The 16,484-nt window shown below is 70.8% G+C and carries 16 protein-coding genes and 1 tRNA gene; 8 read left to right on the top strand and 9 right to left on the bottom strand.

The features are described 5' to 3' along the window. Window positions 1-227 precede the first annotated feature (227 nt). The 6 genes from FHX71_RS16060 to FHX71_RS16085 form a co-directional block, all read right to left on the bottom strand. Window positions 228-1,088: a hypothetical protein gene (locus FHX71_RS16060; RefSeq protein ID WP_182618031.1), complete on the bottom strand. Its 861-nt coding sequence runs from the start codon at window positions 1,086-1,088 to the stop codon at window positions 228-230. Between the two features lie 49 nt (window positions 1,089-1,137). Beyond that, complete coding sequence (locus tag FHX71_RS16065; RefSeq protein WP_182618033.1) at window positions 1,138-1,380, bottom strand: excisionase family DNA-binding protein; 243 nt, start codon at window positions 1,378-1,380, stop codon at window positions 1,138-1,140. A 33-nt stretch (window positions 1,381-1,413) separates the two neighbouring features. Further along, window positions 1,414-2,697, bottom strand: coding sequence for a tyrosine-type recombinase/integrase (locus FHX71_RS16070; protein ID WP_182618036.1), 1,284 nt, complete (start codon window positions 2,695-2,697; stop codon window positions 1,414-1,416). Window positions 2,698-2,854: 157 nt separating this feature from the next. Then, window positions 2,855-2,928, bottom strand: a tRNA-Val gene (locus FHX71_RS16075). Window positions 2,929-3,031: 103 nt separating this feature from the next. Then, window positions 3,032-3,520, bottom strand: coding sequence for a peroxiredoxin (locus FHX71_RS16080; RefSeq protein ID WP_182618038.1), 489 nt, complete (start codon window positions 3,518-3,520; stop codon window positions 3,032-3,034). A gap of 6 nt (window positions 3,521-3,526) precedes the next feature. Further along, entirely contained in the window at window positions 3,527-3,934 is a 408-nt protein-coding gene (locus FHX71_RS16085) for a DUF3052 domain-containing protein (RefSeq protein ID WP_182618040.1), read from the bottom strand. 444 nt (window positions 3,935-4,378) lie between these two features. On the opposite strand from FHX71_RS16085, the gene aceE reads away from it, so the two are divergent. Continuing rightward, window positions 4,379-7,144 (top strand): pyruvate dehydrogenase (acetyl-transferring), homodimeric type, encoded by a 2,766-nt coding sequence (aceE, locus tag FHX71_RS16090; protein WP_182618042.1) that lies wholly within the window; start codon window positions 4,379-4,381, stop codon window positions 7,142-7,144. A gap of 74 nt (window positions 7,145-7,218) precedes the next feature. On the opposite strand, the gene FHX71_RS16095 is transcribed toward aceE, so the two are convergent. Then, window positions 7,219-7,908, bottom strand: coding sequence for a hypothetical protein (locus tag FHX71_RS16095; RefSeq protein ID WP_182618044.1), 690 nt, complete (start codon window positions 7,906-7,908; stop codon window positions 7,219-7,221). Window positions 7,909-8,008: 100 nt separating this feature from the next. Between FHX71_RS16095 and FHX71_RS16100 the strand changes: the two genes are divergently transcribed. The 7 genes from FHX71_RS16100 to FHX71_RS16130 all read left to right on the top strand — a co-directional run bounded on the left by FHX71_RS16100 (window position 8,009) and on the right by FHX71_RS16130 (window position 14,515). Further along, window positions 8,009-9,277, top strand: a complete 1,269-nt coding sequence (locus tag FHX71_RS16100; RefSeq protein ID WP_376770134.1) for a PucR family transcriptional regulator — start codon at window positions 8,009-8,011, stop codon at window positions 9,275-9,277. A gap of 129 nt (window positions 9,278-9,406) precedes the next feature. Beyond that, entirely contained in the window at window positions 9,407-10,396 is a 990-nt protein-coding gene (locus tag FHX71_RS16105) for an ACP S-malonyltransferase (protein WP_182618046.1), read from the top strand. Continuing rightward, the gene (locus FHX71_RS16110) at window positions 10,393-11,394 is read left to right on the top strand and encodes a beta-ketoacyl-ACP synthase III (protein WP_182618048.1); all 1,002 of its coding nucleotides are present in this window, start codon (window positions 10,393-10,395) and stop codon (window positions 11,392-11,394) included. Before FHX71_RS16105 ends, FHX71_RS16110 begins: the two co-directional genes overlap by 4 nt. A 125-nt stretch (window positions 11,395-11,519) precedes the next feature. Beyond that, the gene (locus FHX71_RS16115) at window positions 11,520-11,768 is read left to right on the top strand and encodes an acyl carrier protein (RefSeq protein ID WP_020014121.1); all 249 of its coding nucleotides are present in this window, start codon (window positions 11,520-11,522) and stop codon (window positions 11,766-11,768) included. Between the two features lie 132 nt (window positions 11,769-11,900). Next, complete coding sequence (gene fabF, locus FHX71_RS16120; protein WP_182618050.1) at window positions 11,901-13,145, top strand: beta-ketoacyl-ACP synthase II; 1,245 nt, start codon at window positions 11,901-11,903, stop codon at window positions 13,143-13,145. A gap of 110 nt (window positions 13,146-13,255) precedes the next feature. Then, window positions 13,256-13,741: a peptide deformylase gene (def, locus tag FHX71_RS16125; protein WP_182618052.1), complete on the top strand. Its 486-nt coding sequence runs from the start codon at window positions 13,256-13,258 to the stop codon at window positions 13,739-13,741. Between the two features lie 276 nt (window positions 13,742-14,017). After that, on the top strand, window positions 14,018-14,515 hold the full coding sequence (locus FHX71_RS16130; protein ID WP_182618054.1) for a DUF3145 domain-containing protein: 498 nt from the start codon (window positions 14,018-14,020) through the stop codon (window positions 14,513-14,515). 65 nt (window positions 14,516-14,580) lie between these two features. Here FHX71_RS16130 and FHX71_RS16135 read toward each other — a convergent pair whose 3' ends face one another. Together FHX71_RS16135 and FHX71_RS16140 are read right to left on the bottom strand one after the other, a co-directional pair. Then, on the bottom strand, window positions 14,581-15,519 hold the full coding sequence (locus tag FHX71_RS16135) for an HTTM domain-containing protein (RefSeq protein ID WP_182618056.1): 939 nt from the start codon (window positions 15,517-15,519) through the stop codon (window positions 14,581-14,583). After that, a complete protein-coding gene (locus FHX71_RS16140; RefSeq protein ID WP_182618059.1) occupies window positions 15,516-16,445 on the bottom strand; it encodes a DUF5819 family protein in 930 nt (309 codons plus the stop codon). The genes FHX71_RS16135 and FHX71_RS16140 overlap by 4 nt, the downstream gene beginning before the upstream one ends. Window positions 16,446-16,484: the final 39 nt, after the last annotated feature.

Here is a 16,484-nt window from a genome sequence, read left to right on the forward strand (position 1 = left end):
GCTCGTTCCCCAGTTCAGCATCGGGCGCGAGCCCGGTTGTGCAAGCTTCTAATGAGGATCGTGGGTTCGATTCCCACAGACGGCTCCGAAGGCCCAGGTCAGATGCACTTTCTGACCTGGGCCTTATGCATTGCTGATCGGCTGGGGGTTAGCACCGGATGCCAGGTAGGGCAGACCCAGCGCCAAGTCACTGAACTTGGTAGAGCGCTCGCCGACGACGCGCAGCGTCAACGCTGGACGACGCGCGGGGCCTCGGACCGGACGAGCCATCGTTCCGACGTCCTACGCGCCGCCATGACGGCGAAGACCGCGGCGCCCGAGACGACGAGAACACGGGTCACTGTGATGCCGACCTGCACGCTCTCCGTCGCGCCGCCGTCCAGGCTTGGGGGCACGTGCAGGGCGAGTATCAGGGCGAGCACGGCGAACGTCCCGGCCGCCGCCCACCGGGTGCCGCGGTGCGGCAAGCCGACAAGGCCCGCAGCGACGATGCCCAGCACCATCCCGAGATAGGCCGCAAGCAGGTCCAGCCTGACGTACACCACCGCCATCACGATCGCCGGCAGGTAAGTCACCGCAGGCACCGCGAGGACGAAACCGAGCAGCAACCACCGGCGCGCGATGATGCCTCGCCGGATCGCAATCCACCAGAGGGCGAGCGGGCAGACGATCAGCATGAGCAGCGCGATGTGACCGATCCTCGGGACCTCGCTGTCCGACGCCAGACGGACGCCCAACAGGCCGGCCTCCATCACGATGCCCACCGCGGTAACGAGAGACGCCGCCGTGAGGAGCCGCAGCGACCCGAGCGCCACCGCCGCCGCAGTGAGCGTGGCGATCGTTAGCAGGACATCGAGCGTGACCACTCTGGTGAGGACCGACGGGTCAACGCCATCGCCGTGAGCAGCCACGAGGCCCAGGGGTATGAGCAGGGCCATCGCGAACGTCACCAGCAGCCCCGCGACGAGCGCCGAACCTAGTCCCCCGTCGGTCGCCAGCGCAGGCACGAGGGGCGTCGTCTCTACGTGGGCGCGTGCGGCGTGTTCGGACGGGGCCGGGGTGGCCGATGGCGTCACATCGTCGTTCACGGGCCCCAGCCTGGCAGAGGCGGGACGCCCCTGGGGAACTTGAGCACAACTACCGTGCTGACGGGATCACCACCGCCAGTGCTTCACGGACCTCGTCGAGGTCAAGCCGTATCAGTCGACCAACTCGGTAGCCACGCACGGTGCCATCGGCGATACGACGCCGCACGGTCTTGGTAGAGATGCCAAGCGTCTCTGCGGCCACTGTCAGGCTGACCAGGTTTTCCTTCGGTCCCCGCCCGGCCACCGTCGATGGCGAGGGACGTGGGCTGTTCGTTCCGGCACGAGGTTTCATGTTGCTCCTTCATCATCAGACGGACCTGTCAGATCACAGGTGTCCGATGCTGTCCGCAGGCGGCTCCGAACGATCGGTGCGGCGCTCGTCAGGTTCCAGCACGGCCGGGTTCCGTCGCAGCCGCCGTTCGGCCAGCTCGTCCTTACGTGCCGCTGCAGACATGCGTTCGGCAATCATCCGGTCGCGTTCGGCGGCAGCATGCTGATAGTCCATGGCTACGCGCGGTTCGGAGTGGCCGGCGCGGTACATCAGCTCGGCAGTCGTCGCTCCCGCTCGTGCAGCAAGGGTGAGGCTCGTGTGCCGAAGGTCGTGGGTCTTCACGCCCGGCAAGCCCGCCTTGTTGCGTGCTCTGATCCAGTTGTCGCGCCACGTCCCCTCCGGGAGAACACCGCCCTTCTGGCCAGGGAAGACCAGACCGTCCCGTCCAGACTGAGCGAAGCGATCGATGTGCGCGGCGAGTATCGGCACCAGGTCTTCCGCGATCGCGATGGTCCGATATCCCGCGTCCGTCTTCACCGGGCCGACCACTGCATTGATGCCCTTGCCGCCCTGCGAGACGTTCTGCTCCACACTGACCGAAGCGTTCTGCGGGTCTCGCAGGTCGACGTCGCACCGGCGGAGCGCTCGGGCCTCGCCGATGCGCATGCCCGTCCAGTTGAGCAGATCTGCCAGTGCACGCAGGTTCTCGGGGAGCGCGTCAGCCAGTGTCCGCACTTCTACGGGGGTCAGGATGACCGGTCGTCGGCGCCGCTTGTAGCGCCCGGCTCCGACGACCCGCGCCGGCGAGATCCCGATGAGGCCGCCCTCGACTGCTCCCTTGAAGACACCGGAGAGGAACTTGTAGACCTGAGCGGCTTCACCGGCTCCGGTGCGGTCCGCGCGATTGGCCTTCTTCGCTCGCGCTCGCGCCTCGGCCTTCAGCTTGGTGTGCCACACCGTGACGTCCGTGACCGTGATCTCGTCGACGTACTTCTTGCCGATCGCGGGCTCGATGTAGACGCGGAGGTTGCGGGTGTAGTTGCGGTAGGTCGACGGCGCGAGCGTCCGCGACTCGATGTACTCCCGCGCCCACTCGCTCAGCGTCAAGCGCCCCACCGCGGAACCGCGCGACTTTGGTGGACTCCACTCGTCCCGATCGATAAGTCGCTTCTCTTCGACGAGCCAGGCTTCTGCGGCGAGCTTGTCCCCGAAGGAACGCGGGTGCGTCTGACCATCTGGTCCGAGGTACCGCGCGCGATAGCCCGAGACCTTCTTGGTCCGTGTGTTGCGGCGCGTCTCGATGTTGCCGAACGCCCGGTGACCTGACTTACCTGCCATGGAGACCGACCCCCTCACAGAGTGAGGTGGGCGACGGGCGCCAGCAGCCGTGGGCATGAGGTGGGCATTCGAATGCCCACAGGAGTCCAGAAGTGTCTACTGCTGTCCAGATGAGGAGGAAGCGTCGACGCAGGTCAGGCCGCATTTCTGCAGCGAGTGGGCCCGGAGGGATTCGAACCCCCGACATCCACGGTGTAAACGTGGCGCTCTAACCAACTGAGCTACGAGCCCCGGCAGCACTGCCTCAGCAGCACAACGCCAGCAGCGGACAACAATACCTTCCCGGCATCCGAAACCCGGCCAGATTTTCGACCCGGTGAGGACCAGGACCAGGTCAGATCTCCTCGACCGCCCGCCGGTAGTCCTCCAGGTCACGCGCCTGCCCGCGCGGGTTGACCACGCTCCAGCGGACGATCCCGTCGGCGTCGATCAGGAACGAGCCGCGCAGCGCGATGCCGGAGCCCTCGTCGAACACCCCGTAGGCCTGCGCGACCTCACCGTGCGGCCAGAAGTCCGACAGGAGGTCGAACTGGTAGCCCTCGGCCGCCTGCCACGCCTTGAGCGTGAACACGGCGTCCGTCGAGATCACGAGGAGCCGCACTCCGGCGGTCTCGAAGTCCTCGATGTTGTCGCGCAGCGCGCACAGCTCGCCCGTGCACGTGCCCGAGAAGGCGAACGGCACGAAGACGACCAGCACCGGGGTGCCACGCAGGTCGGACAGCGTGGTCGGGGTGCCGTGCGTGTCGGGGAGCGTGAAGTCGGGTGCGGGGTCACCCGGCTTCAGCGCCACCACGTCGGCGCGCGCGCCGGAAGACTCTGTCATGACTCGCTACTTGCCCCGGCCCCGATAGCCGAGCTTCGTGGCCGACCAGTCCTCTGCGATGGCGAACGTGCTGGTGGTCTGCAGGCCGGCGGTGGTGGCCGCCTCCTGGATGTCGCCGTGGCCCACCTCGCCGTCGCGCCCGGGCTTGGGCGTGAAGATCCAGATCAGGCCGCCGTCGTCGAGGACGGTCTGCACGTCGACCAGTGCATCGGTGAGGTCGCCGTCGTCGTCGCGCCACCAGAGGATGACGCCGTCGGTGACATCACCGAAGTCCTCGTCCTCCAGCTCGCTGCCGATGATCTCCTCGATCTCGGCGCGGAGTGCTTCGTCGACGTCGTCTCCCCAGCCGAACTCCTGCACGACCTGGCCGGCCTCGAAGCCGAGGCGCCCCGCGCCCTGGGTGTCCGTGCTCACTTGGTTGATCGTTCCTCTCTCTGTCCGGCTGCTTGCTGCCGGGTCGTGTGTCCGTCTTGTCTGTCGGCCCGTCGTCGGGCCCTCCGTCGCCAAAGGTAGTGCACGCACCCCCGCCATGCCTCGTAGCCAGCACGTGTGGTGCCTATTTGATGAATTGATGAGTCCTGGGCAACGACCGGGTCACGCACTCAGTCTCAACATTGCGATACTGCGTATCAATACTGGTGCGAACCGACACAGACGTAACGCAGATCACGCACTCTTGACCGCCCTATGGTGTGAGCGCACGCTGTGAGGGGACAGAATGGCTCTGACCACCTGTGCGTGGGCGTGCACAGCCGCAACCCCAGCTGTGGTGACGCTGCTGCCGACGCGACGGGTTCTGACGAGGCGGCGAGGAGCGCGAACCGCGACCGCGCCGCGCGACACCGAGAGAGGTTGCTGGTGGCTTCGTTTGACGAGACCGGACCGCTGATCAACGGTCTGCTCAGCGCCGTACCTGACATCGACCCGGCCGAGACCGAGGAATGGGTCGAGTCCTTCGACGGGCTGATCGACGACAAGGGCGGACCCCGCGCCCGGTACGTCATGCTCAACCTGCTGCGGCGGGCCCGGGAACGGAATGTGAGCATCCCCGCGTCGATGGCGACGCCCTACGTGAACACCATCGGTGTGCACGAGGAGCCGTACTTCCCGGGTGATGAGGCGATGGAGCGCCGGTACCGCTCGTGGATCCGCTGGAACGCGGCCGTCATGGTCACGCGTGCCCAGCGCGAGGGCCTCGGCGTCGGCGGGCACATCTCCTCGTACGCGTCCGTCGCGACGCTGTACGAGGTGGGCCTGAACCACTTCTTCCGCGGCAAGGACCACCCGGGCGGCGGCGACCAGATCTACTTCCAGGGCCACGCCTCCCCCGGCGTCTACGCCCGCGGGTACCTCGAGGGCCGCCTGTCGGCGGAGCAGCTCGACGGCTTCCGCCAGGAGAAGTCGCACGCGGGCGGCGGTCTGCCGTCGTACCCGCACCCGCGCCTCATGCAGGACTTCTGGGAGTTCCCGACCGTCAGCATGGGCCTCGGCCCGGCGTCGGCCGTGTACCAGGCCTGGACCAACAAGTACCTGCACAACCGCGGGATCAAGGACACCAGCCAGCAGGACGTCTGGGCGTTCCTCGGCGACGGCGAGATGGACGAGCCGGAGAGCCGCGGCATGATCCAGCACGCCGCACAGCAGCAGCTCGACAACCTGACCTTCGTCGTGAACTGCAACCTGCAGCGCCTCGACGGCCCGGTGCGCGGCAACGGCAAGATCGTCCAGGAGCTGGAGGCCCAGTTCAAGGGCGCCGGCTGGAACGTCATCAAGGTCGTCTGGGGCCGCGAGTGGGACGCCCTGCTCAACGCCGACAAGGACCGCGCGCTGGTCAACCTGATGAATGTCACCCCCGACGGTGACTACCAGACCTACCGCGCCGAGTCGGGCGCGTTCATCCGCGAGCACTTCTTCGGGCGCGACCCGCGCACCAAGGCCCTCGTGGAGAACATGACCGACGAGGACATCTGGAACATGAAGCGCGGCGGTCACGACTACCGCAAGCTCTACGCGGCCTACGCCGCGGCGCGCGCGCACACGGGCCAGCCGACCATCATCCTGGCGCACACCGTCAAGGGCTACGGCCTGGGCGCCGGCTTCGCCGGCCGCAACGCGACGCACCAGATGAAGAAGCTCAAGGGCGACGACCTCAAGACGCTGCGCGACTCCCTGCGCATCCCGATCTCGGACGCCGAGCTCGAGGCCGACCCGTACCTGCCGCCGTACTACCACCCGGGCCCCGACGCGCCGGAGATCCAGTACATGCTGGAGCGCCGCCGTCAGCTCGGTGGTTTCGTCCCGGAGCGCCGGACGACGGCGAAGACCACCCTGACGCTGCCCGAGGACAAGACCTACGAGCTGCTGAAGAAGGGCTCCGGCACGCAGCAGGTCGCCACGACCATGTCGTTCGTGCGGCTGCTCAAGGACCTCTTCAAGGCCAAGGACTTCGGCGACCGCATCGTGCCGATCATCCCGGACGAGGCCCGCACCTTCGGCCTCGACTCGATCTTCCCGAGCGCCAAGATCTTCAACACGCTCGGCCAGAACTACCTCGCCGTGGACCGCGAGCTCATGCTGAGCTACAAGGAGTCCGAGTCCGGCAAGATCATGCACACCGGCATCAACGAGGCCGGTTCCGCGGCCGCGTTCCAGTCGGTCGGCACGTCGTACGCGACGCACGGCGAGCCGATGATCCCGGTCTACATCTTCTACTCGATGTTCGGCTTCCAGCGCACGGGCGACCAGTTCTGGGCGGCCGGCGACCAGCTCACGCGTGGCTTCATCATCGGCGCCACCGCGGGCCGCACCACCCTGACGGGTGAGGGCCTGCAGCACGCCGACGGCCACAGCCCGCTCATCGCCGGCACCAACACCGCGATCGTGCAGTACGACCCGGCCTACGGGTACGAGATCCGGCACATCGTGCGCGACGGCATCGAGCGCATGTACGGCCCGGGCGAGAACGGCCACACGGCCGACGGTCGCGCGCAGGACGTCATGTACTACCTCACGGTGTACAACGAGCCGATGATCCAGCCGGCCGAGCCGGAGGACGTCGACGTCGAGGGCATCAAGCGCGGCATCCACCGCATCGCGGTCTCGGACGCCGAAGGTCCCAAGGCCCAGCTCCTCGCCTCCGGCGTGGGCGTGCCGTGGGCCCTGGAGGCCCAGCAGCTCCTCAAGGAGGACTGGGGCGTCTCGGCCGACGTGTGGTCGGTGACGAGCTGGAACGAGCTGCGTCGGGACGCCCTGGCGTCCGAGCACGACGCTCTGATCGACCCGTCGGCCCCGCTGCGCACCCCGTACGTGACGGAGAAGCTGTCCGGCGCCCAGGGCCCGTTCGTCGCCACCAGCGACTACGACCACCTGGTGCCGGACCAGATCCGCGCGTGGGTCCCCGGCGACTACGCGGTGCTCGGTGCGGACGGCTTCGGCTTCTCCGACACCCGGGCCGCCGCACGGCGCTACTTCCTCATCGACGGCCCGTCGATGGTGGTCAAGACGCTGCAGGTCCTCGCCCGCCGCGGCGAGGTCCCGGCCGACGTCGTCAGCAAGGCCGTCGAGAAGTACAGCCTGCTGGACGTCACCGCCGGCACGTCCGGCAACGCGGGCGGCGACAGCTGACCCAGCGGTAGACGACGAAGAGCTGCGGCGCACCGGTTGACCGGTGCGCCGCAGCTCTTCGTCGTGGGGACCGGCTACTTCGGGGTCGTCTGCTCCGCAGCCGCGATCGCCTGCGCCAGCTCCGCCTGGAGCGGCTTCACGGCCTTGCCGTCCGGGTGCAGGTCCAGGGCCCGCAGGTGCTGCTTCGCCTCGAACACCCGCCCGGCCTCCAGCGCGGCCAGCACGAGGTGCTTGCCGACGACGGGCGAGTGCTCCCGCACGCGCCAGTGCCCGACGCCGAGGCCCAGGGCCTCCACGGGCATCCCCGCGCCACGCAGGATGGCGAGACCCTCGGCCAGGGCGTTGCCGTCCGGGTCGCGCTCGGCGGCCGTGATGAAGCGGCGGACGGCGCCCTCCGGGTCGTCGGCCAGCGACAGCCGGCCCAGCTCGATCAGCGGGTACCAGCCGCGCGGGTGCCCGGCCAGCTCCTCGGCCAGCGACCAGACGGCCAGGTCGGCTGCCTGCTGCTTGGACTCGGGGATCTCGTCGGAGTCGCGCAGCGGGTCGTCCAGCGTGGGGTCCTCGGCGGCCCGACGGCGGACGATCTCCGCCAGCGCGCCGAACGCCTCCTCGTTGTTGGGATCGTCGGTCAGCTGCGCGCGCAGCGCGTCCTCGTGCCCGACGTCCCCGCGTCGGGGCGCCGACGGCGACGGCCGACGTGCACCGACCGTGGACGCGGACAAGGGCCGACGGATGAGACGACGGAGCCGGTGCATCAGGGCCATGCACTCGACCCTACAGTTTCTCACCCGCACTCACTGGAATAGCAGTGTCGCGAAAGTCCGTTTGTGGACTCCCCACAACTCGGGCTCGTATGCTGCCGGGGTGCCAGCAACGCGACGGGCCGCTCGAGCCACCGCCCAGGAGACCGACCAGGAGGCCGGGCAGGCGACCGACCGCAGCACGGACCAGAACGACGGTCCGGCACCCGACGCCGGCCTCGACCCCGCCGGCTTCCCGATGAACCTCCAGCGGGTCCGCGAGGCCAGCGGCGTGCTCACGGCCGCGGCGATGCGCCGCCTCGACGAGGACCTCAACTGGTACCGCGACCTCCCCGCGGAGGACCGCTCCTACGTCGGACTGGTCGCCCAGGCCGGCATCAACGCGTTCACCTCCTGGTTCACCGACCCGGACCGGCCGCCGCACGGCGTCAGCGAGATCTTCGCCGCGGCGCCCACGGAGCTGACCCGCTCCATCTCCCTGCAGCACACCCTGCAGCTCGTGCGCGTCGTGGTCGACGTCGTCGAGACGCACTCCGACCGGATCGCCGCCCCCGGCGGCGAGCGCGACCTGCGCGAGGCCGTGCTGCGCTACTCCCGCGAGGTCGCGTTCTCCGCGGCCGAGGTCTACGCCCGCGCCGCCGAGTGGCGCGGCGCCTGGGACGCCCGGCTGGAGGCCCTCGTGGTCGACGCCCTGGTCCGCGGCGACGGCGACGACTCCCTGCGCTCCCGCATCTCGGCTCTCGGCTGGAGCGGTCGGGGCAACGCGCTCGTGGTCGTGGGGCTCGCGACCGAGGAGCTCGACGAGATCCGCACCGCCGAGATCCGCCGCGTGGCCCGCCGCGCCGCGGGCGACGCCCTCGTCGGCATCCACGGCGACCGGCTCGTGCTCGTGCTCGGCGGCGAGGGCGACCTCGTCGCCGCCGCGACAGCCCTGATGTCCCGCTTCGGCAGCGGCCCGGTGGTGATCGGCACCCAGGTGCCCAGCCTGACCGAGGCCCCGCGGTCCGCCCGTTCCGCGCTCGCCGGCCTCACGGCCGCCCCGGCCTGGCCCCAGGCGCCCCGTCCGGTGATGGCGGACGACCTGCTGCCCGAGCGCGTCCTGACGGGCGACTACACGGCCCGCGCCACGCTGATCGCGCAGGCCTTCACCCCGCTGCAGGACGCCGGCGGCGCCGTGCTGGAGACCCTCTCGGCCTACCTCGGCACCGGCCGCTCGCTGGAGGCCGCGGCGCGTCATCTGTACGTTCACCCCAACACGGTGCGCTACCGCCTGCGCAAGGTCTCGGAGATCACGGGGTGGGACCCGCTCGACGCCCGGGAGTCGTTCGTGCTGCAGGTGGCGCTGGCGCTGGGACAGCTCGGCCGGGGCTGACCCCGCCGAGACGTACGTCACTAACCTGCGCCCGATACGGGCGCCTTGTAGGTTCTCGACAAGGGCCCCCGACCAGGTTGGTACAGGTCGCGACGTCCCGGGAGCGACTCGGGTTGGCAGAGTGGACGCGTGCTCGCCGTCGTCTGCCCTGGACAGGGCTCTCAGACCCCCGGGATGCTCAGCGACTGGCTGGAGCTGCCCGGAACCGAACAACGCCTCGCGGCAGCCTCCGAGGCCGCAGGACTGGACCTCGTCGCGCACGGTACGACGTCGGACGCGGACACGATCCGCGACACCGCCGTGGCCCAGCCGCTGATCGTCACCACCTCCCTGCTCGCGCTGCGCGCCCTGCTGGACGGCCGCGCCGCCGCTGACGTCGTCGACATCACCGCGGGCCACTCGGTCGGCGAGCTGTCGGCCGCTGCGGTCGCGGGCGCCCTGACGGACGACGGCGCGGCCGGCCTGGTCGCACGCCGCGCCCGGGCGATGGCCACGGCGGCAGCCGCGGCGCCGTCGGGCATGAGCGCCGTCGTGGGCGGCGACCCGGACGAGGTGCTCGCCGCGATCGAGGCCGCCGGTCTGTGGCCCGCCAACGTGAACGGCGCCGGCCAGACGGTCGCGGCCGGTGCGCTGGAGGATCTCGCCAAGCTGGCCGAGAACCCGCCCACCCGGGCCCGCGTGATCCCGCTGCAGGTCGCGGGCGCCTTCCACACCCCGTTCATGGACGCGGCGCGCGCCGAGTTCGAGCCGGTGGCCCTCGGCTGGGACGCCGCCGACCCGACGCTGCCCTTCCTCGCCGACCTGGACGGGACCGCCTACACGGGCGGCGCCCACGGTCACGGGTCCGGCGCCGACGTGCTGCGCAACATCGCGGGCCAGGTCACGGCGCCGGTGCGCTGGGACCTCATCATGACCAACCTCGCCGAGCGCGGCGTCACGGGCCTGCTGGAGCTCGCCCCCGGCGGCGTGCTCACGGGTCTGGCCAAGCGCGGCCTCAAGGGGGTCGAGACGGTGGCGGTGAAGACGCCGACCGACCTCGACGCGGCCCGCGAGCTCATCGCGGCCCACAGCACCGCCCTGTCCGGCGGCACGAGCGCAACCGGAGACGACGACCAGTGACCGAGCTGCAGCAGGCCCAGACCACGCAGTTCTCGCGCATCCTCGCGATCGGCGCGGAGCGCGGCGAGCTCGTCGTGACGAACGACGACATCGCGGGCCCCATCGACTCCTCGGACGAGTGGATCCGCCAGCGCACCGGCATCGTGACGCGCCGTCGGGCCGCCGAGGGCACGGACATGCTCGACCTCGCCGAGGCCGCCTCGAAGAAGGCGCTGGAGGCCGCGGGTCTGACCGGCGCCGACATCGACGCGATCATCCTGTCGACGATCACGCACATGCACATGACGCCGTCGGCCGCCGCGATCCTGGCCGACCGCCTCGGCGCCACGCCCGCGGCCGCCTACGACGTGTCGGCGGCCTGCGCCGGCTACGCGTACGGCATCGGCCAGGCGGACGCCCTGGTGCGCTCGGGCCTGGCCCGGCACGTGCTCGTGATCGGCGCCGAGAAGCTCAGCGAGATCATCGACCCGACCGACCGCTCCATCTCCTTCCTGCTGGGCGACGGCGCGGGCGCCGCGATCGTCGGCCCCTCGGACACGCCGGGCATCGGCCCGACGGTCTGGGGCTCGGACGGCTCCAAGGCCACCGCGATCCGGCAGACGCACTCCTGGACCGAGCTCCGCGAGGACCCGGAGCTGGGCTGGCCCACGCTGCGCCAGGACGGGCAGACCGTGTTCAAGTGGGCGAGCTTCCAGATGGCGCCCATCGCCGAGAAGGCCATGGCCGAGGCCGGCGTGACCGCCCAGGACATCAAGGTGTTCATCCCGCACCAGGCGAACATGCGGATCATCGACCAGATGAAGAAGCAGCTCGGTCTGCCGGATACCGTGGTGATCGCGCGGGACATCGCCGAGACCGGCAACACGTCCGCCGCGTCGATCCCGCTGGCCGCCGACCGGCTCCTGTCCGAGGGACAGGCGCAGTCCGGCGACCTGGCACTGCAGATCGGGTTCGGCGCGGGTCTGGTCTACGCGGCACAGGTCGTGGTGCTGCCGTAGCCAGGGCGTGGCGGGTCGCACAGCGGCCCGTGTGCAATCCGGTCGCCGGATGCGCCAAGATCTGACCAGCAAGACTCCGGTGCCCGACGGCGCCGGTGACCGTTACCGAAAGATAAGGAAGTCCCATGGCCAACACGGACCAGGAGATCCTCGAGGGCCTCGCCGAGATCGTCGCCGAGGAGACGGGCCTCGACACGGCCGACGTCCTGCTCGAGAAGTCCTTCACGGACGACCTCGACATCGACTCCCTGTCGATGATGACCATCGTCACGCACGCCGAGGACAAGTTCGGGGTTCGCATCCCGGACGAGGAGGTCAAGAACCTCGCGACCGTCGGCGACGCCGTGAGCTTCATCAAGGGCGCCCAGGACTGAGCCGCCCCCCGACGGCGGCCGCGCGGCCACCTGAGCCGCACCGGTCCGCGCGCCGCCGTCGGGCACCTGCTGCCCACAGGCAGCACCCCCAAGCACCTGCCCCCTCGTCCCACCACCCTCGGGAGCATCATCATGACCTCCGCACGCGAAGTCGTCGTCACTGGCCTCGGCGCCACCACCCCGATCGGCGGGGACGTGGCATCCACGTGGGAGGCCGCGCTCGCCGGCGTGTCCGGTGCGCGCACCCTCGAGAACGACTGGGCCGAGAAGTACGGGATCCCCGTGAACTTCGCCGCCACTATCAAGGTGGACCCGGCCGAGGTGCTGTCCCGCCCCGAGACCAAGCGCATGGACCCGTCCGCGCAGTACGCGATCGTCGCGACCCGCGAGGCCTGGGCCGACGCGGGCAGCCCCGAGGTCCCGGGCGAGCGGATCGGCGCCGTGGTCTCCTCGGGCATCGGCGGCATCCAGACCATCCTGGACGGCTGGGACACGCTGCGTGAGCGCGGCGCCCGGCGCATGCTGCCCATGACCGTCCCCATGCTCATGCCGAACTCGCCGACGGCCTACGTGTCGCTGGAGCTCGGCGCCCGTGCCGGCACGCACGCGCTGGTCTCGGCCTGTGCCTCCGGCGCCGAGGCGGTCGGCTACGCCGTCGAGATGATCCGCTCCGGCCGGGCCGACGTCGTCGTCGCCGGTGGGACCGAGGCCTCGATCCACCCGATGCCGCTCGCGGCGTTCGCGGCGTCGCGCACGCTCTCGCTGCGCAACGACGACCCGCAGCACGCCTCCCGCCCGTACGACGTCGACCGCGACGGGTTCGTGCTCGGCGAGGGCGCGGCCGTGCTGGTGCTGGAGAGCGCGGAGCACGCCGCCGCCCGCGGCGCCCGCGTGTACGCCAAGGTCAGCGGCGTGGGCCTGTCGTCCGACGCGTACCACATCACCTCCCCGGACCCCGAGGGCACCGGCCAGGTGACCGCGATGCGCTTCGCGATGGAGGACGCCGGGGTCACCGCGTCCGACATCGTGCACGTCAACGCGCACGCCACCTCCACCAAGGTGGGCGACCTCACGGAGACCGCGTCGATCCGCAAGCTCTTCGGGTCCGACGCCGACCACGTGCAGCTCTCGGCGACCAAGTCGATGACGGGCCACCTGCTGGGCGGCGCCGGCGCCATCGAGTCGGTGTTCGCGGTCAAGGCGATCGCCGAGCGGCTCGCCCCGCCCACGATCAACGTGGACAACCCCGACCCCGAGCTGCAGGTGCCGCTCGTGCGCAACGAGCCGGCCAAGCTGCCGGGCGGCGACATCGCCGCGATCAACAACTCGTTCGGGTTCGGCGGGCACAACGTCGCCCTGGTGATCCAGAACGCCTGAGGCTCCCCGTCCGCACGTGTCAGACGCTCAGGTCACCCGGGTGACCTGAGCGTCTGACATGTGCGGGGAGGCGACGGCGTCCCCCGGTTCTGACATGGGAGAATGTGCGCATGGCAATGCGTGAGATCCGTCTGGTTCCCGACCCCGTGCTGCGCACCCCGTGCGACACCGTGACAACGATCGACGACCGCGTACGCGGGCTGATCGCCGACCTGGTCGAGACGGTCGACGACGAGGGGCGCGCCGGGCTGGCCGCCAACCAGATCGGCGTCTCGCTGCGGGCCTTCTCGTGGAACATCGAGGGCGAGATCGGCTACGTGATCAACCCGCGCATCGTCGAGCTGGGCGAGGAGCAGCAGGACGGCAGCGAGGGCTGCCTGTCCGTGCCCGGGCTCTGGTACCCGACCGTGCGCGCCGACTACGCGCGGGTCGAGGGCATCGACCTGGACGGCCAGCCGGTCACCGTCGAGGGCACCGGGCTCATGGCCCGCTGCCTCCAGCACGAGACCGACCACCTCGACGGCATGGTCTACCTCGACCGGCTCCAGAAGGAGACGCGGCGGGCCGCGATGCGGGAGCTTCGCGCGCGCCTGTGAGGGACTTGGGCCGGATTTCGTACATATCGTTCATGTGGGATGAATCATCGGGAGATTCGTCCGGGTACTAGTGGCGGTACGTCCTTTTAGGCAAGAATGTGCCGCACGAACTCGTCGTACGAAGTGATTCTTTCGGTGACATGCGTGTCGTTTCGCCTCGCATGTCACCGAGGGATCGGGCAGGATGTGGTCCGAAGCACCGCTGTGCAGCCGACCACAGCGTCACCGCCCGGGTGAGGACGTAGGGGAAGACGTACCTCGACCCAGGAGGAAGACATGGCCGGTGTCATCACGCGGGGTGTGCTTTTTGTGCATTCCGCGCCTCGTGCCCTGAGCCCCCACATCGAGTGGGCGGCGGGGAACGTCCTCGGCGTGCGCGTTTCCATGGACTGGACCGCGCAGCCAGCTGGGCGTGGTCTGTACCGCGCCGAGTACTCGTGGCAGGGTCCGCAGGGCACGGGCGCCAAGCTGGCGTCCGCCCTGCGCGGGTGGTCCCACCTGCGGTACGAGGTCACGGAGGACGCGAGCAACGGCGCCGACGGCGCCCGTTGGTCCCACACGCCGGACCTCGGCATCTTCCACGCCATGACCGACGTGCACGGCAACGTCGTGGTGCAGGAGGACCGGGTCCGCGCCGCCCTGGAGCTCGCCGACCCGCGCGCCATGCGGGACGCCCTCGACCTCGCCCTCGGCGCGGCCTGGGACGACGAGCTCGAGCCGTTCCGCTACGCCGGCCTGGGCGCCCCGGTCCGCTGGCTCCACCAGGTCGGCTGACCGGGCTGGTCCCGCTCGGCCGCGCTCCGCGCAGGTGTTGACCACAGCAGTTGCTGCCAGAAGGCTCACCGGCCTGGCAGCAACTGCTGTGGTCGACGTCGTCTCGGGGGCCGTGGCGTGGCGCGAGGGCCCAGGAAGAGGCAGTCGCCCGCCATCATGAAGAGCGAGAAGAACGGCAGGCCCATGAGCAGCGCAATGCCCGCGTGCATGGCGAGCGCCCCGGCCACGGCGCCCACGCGCAGGTGTCGCTGCAAGAGCAGGAGCGGGAACATGAGCTGCAGCGCGAGCGTCCCCCACGTCACGGCGGCCACGAGCCAGCCGTTGCTCGCGATGAGGTCGGCCAGGGGCGGCCACGGCCGGAACTGAGGCAGCGAGAGCGGGTAGTACACCGCCGAGCCGTCGCGCCACGCCTCCCCCTGGAGCTTGAACAGCCCCGACAGCACGTACACCAGGCAGATCTGCGCGCCCACCGCGAGCACGGCGGCGTTGTGCAGCAGGTTGCGTACCTGCGCCCGGCCGGGTCCCGGGGCCGACGACGGCGACGCCGCCGGGCGCGATCTCGCGAGGCCCGCGCCGCTCCCCCGCCGTCGGGCGTCCAGGGACCAGCGGGCCGACGTGTCCGCGAAGCACAGGTACACCAGCAGGATGCGGGAGATGTTGTCGCCCTGGTCGGCGAGCAGCGGGTTGACCGACGTCAGGCCCCACCAGCCGAGCAGGAGCAGCGGCACCGTCCACCGCGCGCGCCAGCCGGCCGCCACGAGCACCGCGACCAGGAACAGCGCGACGAGGCCCGCCGTGAGCAGCGGGGCGGCGGTCAGGACGTGCCCGCCGAGCGGCGTCGTCCAGCGGGCGCCCGTGCCCCACAGGGCCTGGTGCGCGGGGAAGTTCACGGCGACATACCCGGCGACGCCCACGCCGAACACGATGCGCATCAGCGCGACGCCGTAGGTCGCGTGGGCGCGGTCGGTCATCCAGCGGACGCCGGCGTCGAACAGGCGGGTCACGGGGTGCGCCCCGATCCCGTCAGCGTGTCCCAGGTGCCGCGGAACGCGCCGTCGTCCTGCCCGGGGACGACGACGGGCGGGCGGGCGCCGAGCAGGAGCTCGGTCGGCGCGGGGCGCTCGCTCGTCCCCTGCGGCGCCAGGGCCTGGCGCACGACGCTCACCTGGACGTACACGGGGTCGGCGCTGCCCCTTTCCGGTGCTCCTGACTCCGGCTCGGGCTCCGCCAGGTCGCCGGAAGCCCGCAGCACCTGCGTCGCGTACGCGGCGGCGGCGCGGTCCAGGCCGAGGTAGTCGTCGACGACGTCGGGTGGTCCCCCGGCGTCGAGCAGCGTGTCGCGGAGGCCCGGCCAGGGTGCGGCGTCGCCCGAGCCGGCGTCACCGGAACCAGCGTCGCCCGGCTCGGCAGTGCCGGTGCCTGCACCGCCCGGCCCCGCGGGCCCCTGGACGGGCGAGACCAGCACGGTCGCTCGTTCGTCGTCGGGCAGCGCCAGGAAGGCGGTGCGGAGGTCGGCGGCCAGCCGGCGGGACGGGCGGTCGGTCGCGGCCGGGAGCAGGTGCCCGGTCAGCGCGCGGACCTCGACCGCCGTGGTGTCGATCCAGGGCCCGGGCACCAGGGCGCGGTCGGGCCCGGCGTCGTACACGCCGCGCACCCGCAGGGTGTACTCGACGTGCAGCGGCTCGGGCGCGAAGACCGACCAGTTCTGCGCGAAGACCGGGGTCATGTACGGCTCCAGCGCCTGGTGCACGGGGGTCGCCGGCGGGTCGCCGGCAGACTCGCCGTCGGGCCGCCCGGTGAGGTAGCCCGGCGCCGCCCAGAGGAACGTGACCGCGAGGTGCGCGAGCAGCAGCACCCAGACCACGACGACGAGCGCCCGGACCCGCCCCGAGACGGCCGGAGCCCGCGTTTCACCCGGAGTGCTGGTCACCGCGCACAGCGTGCCAGAGGCACCACGCCCGCTTCCAGT

The sequence above is a fragment of the Promicromonospora sukumoe genome, from assembly GCF_014137995.1.
Lineage (GTDB): Bacteria > Actinomycetota > Actinomycetes > Actinomycetales > Cellulomonadaceae > Promicromonospora > Promicromonospora sukumoe.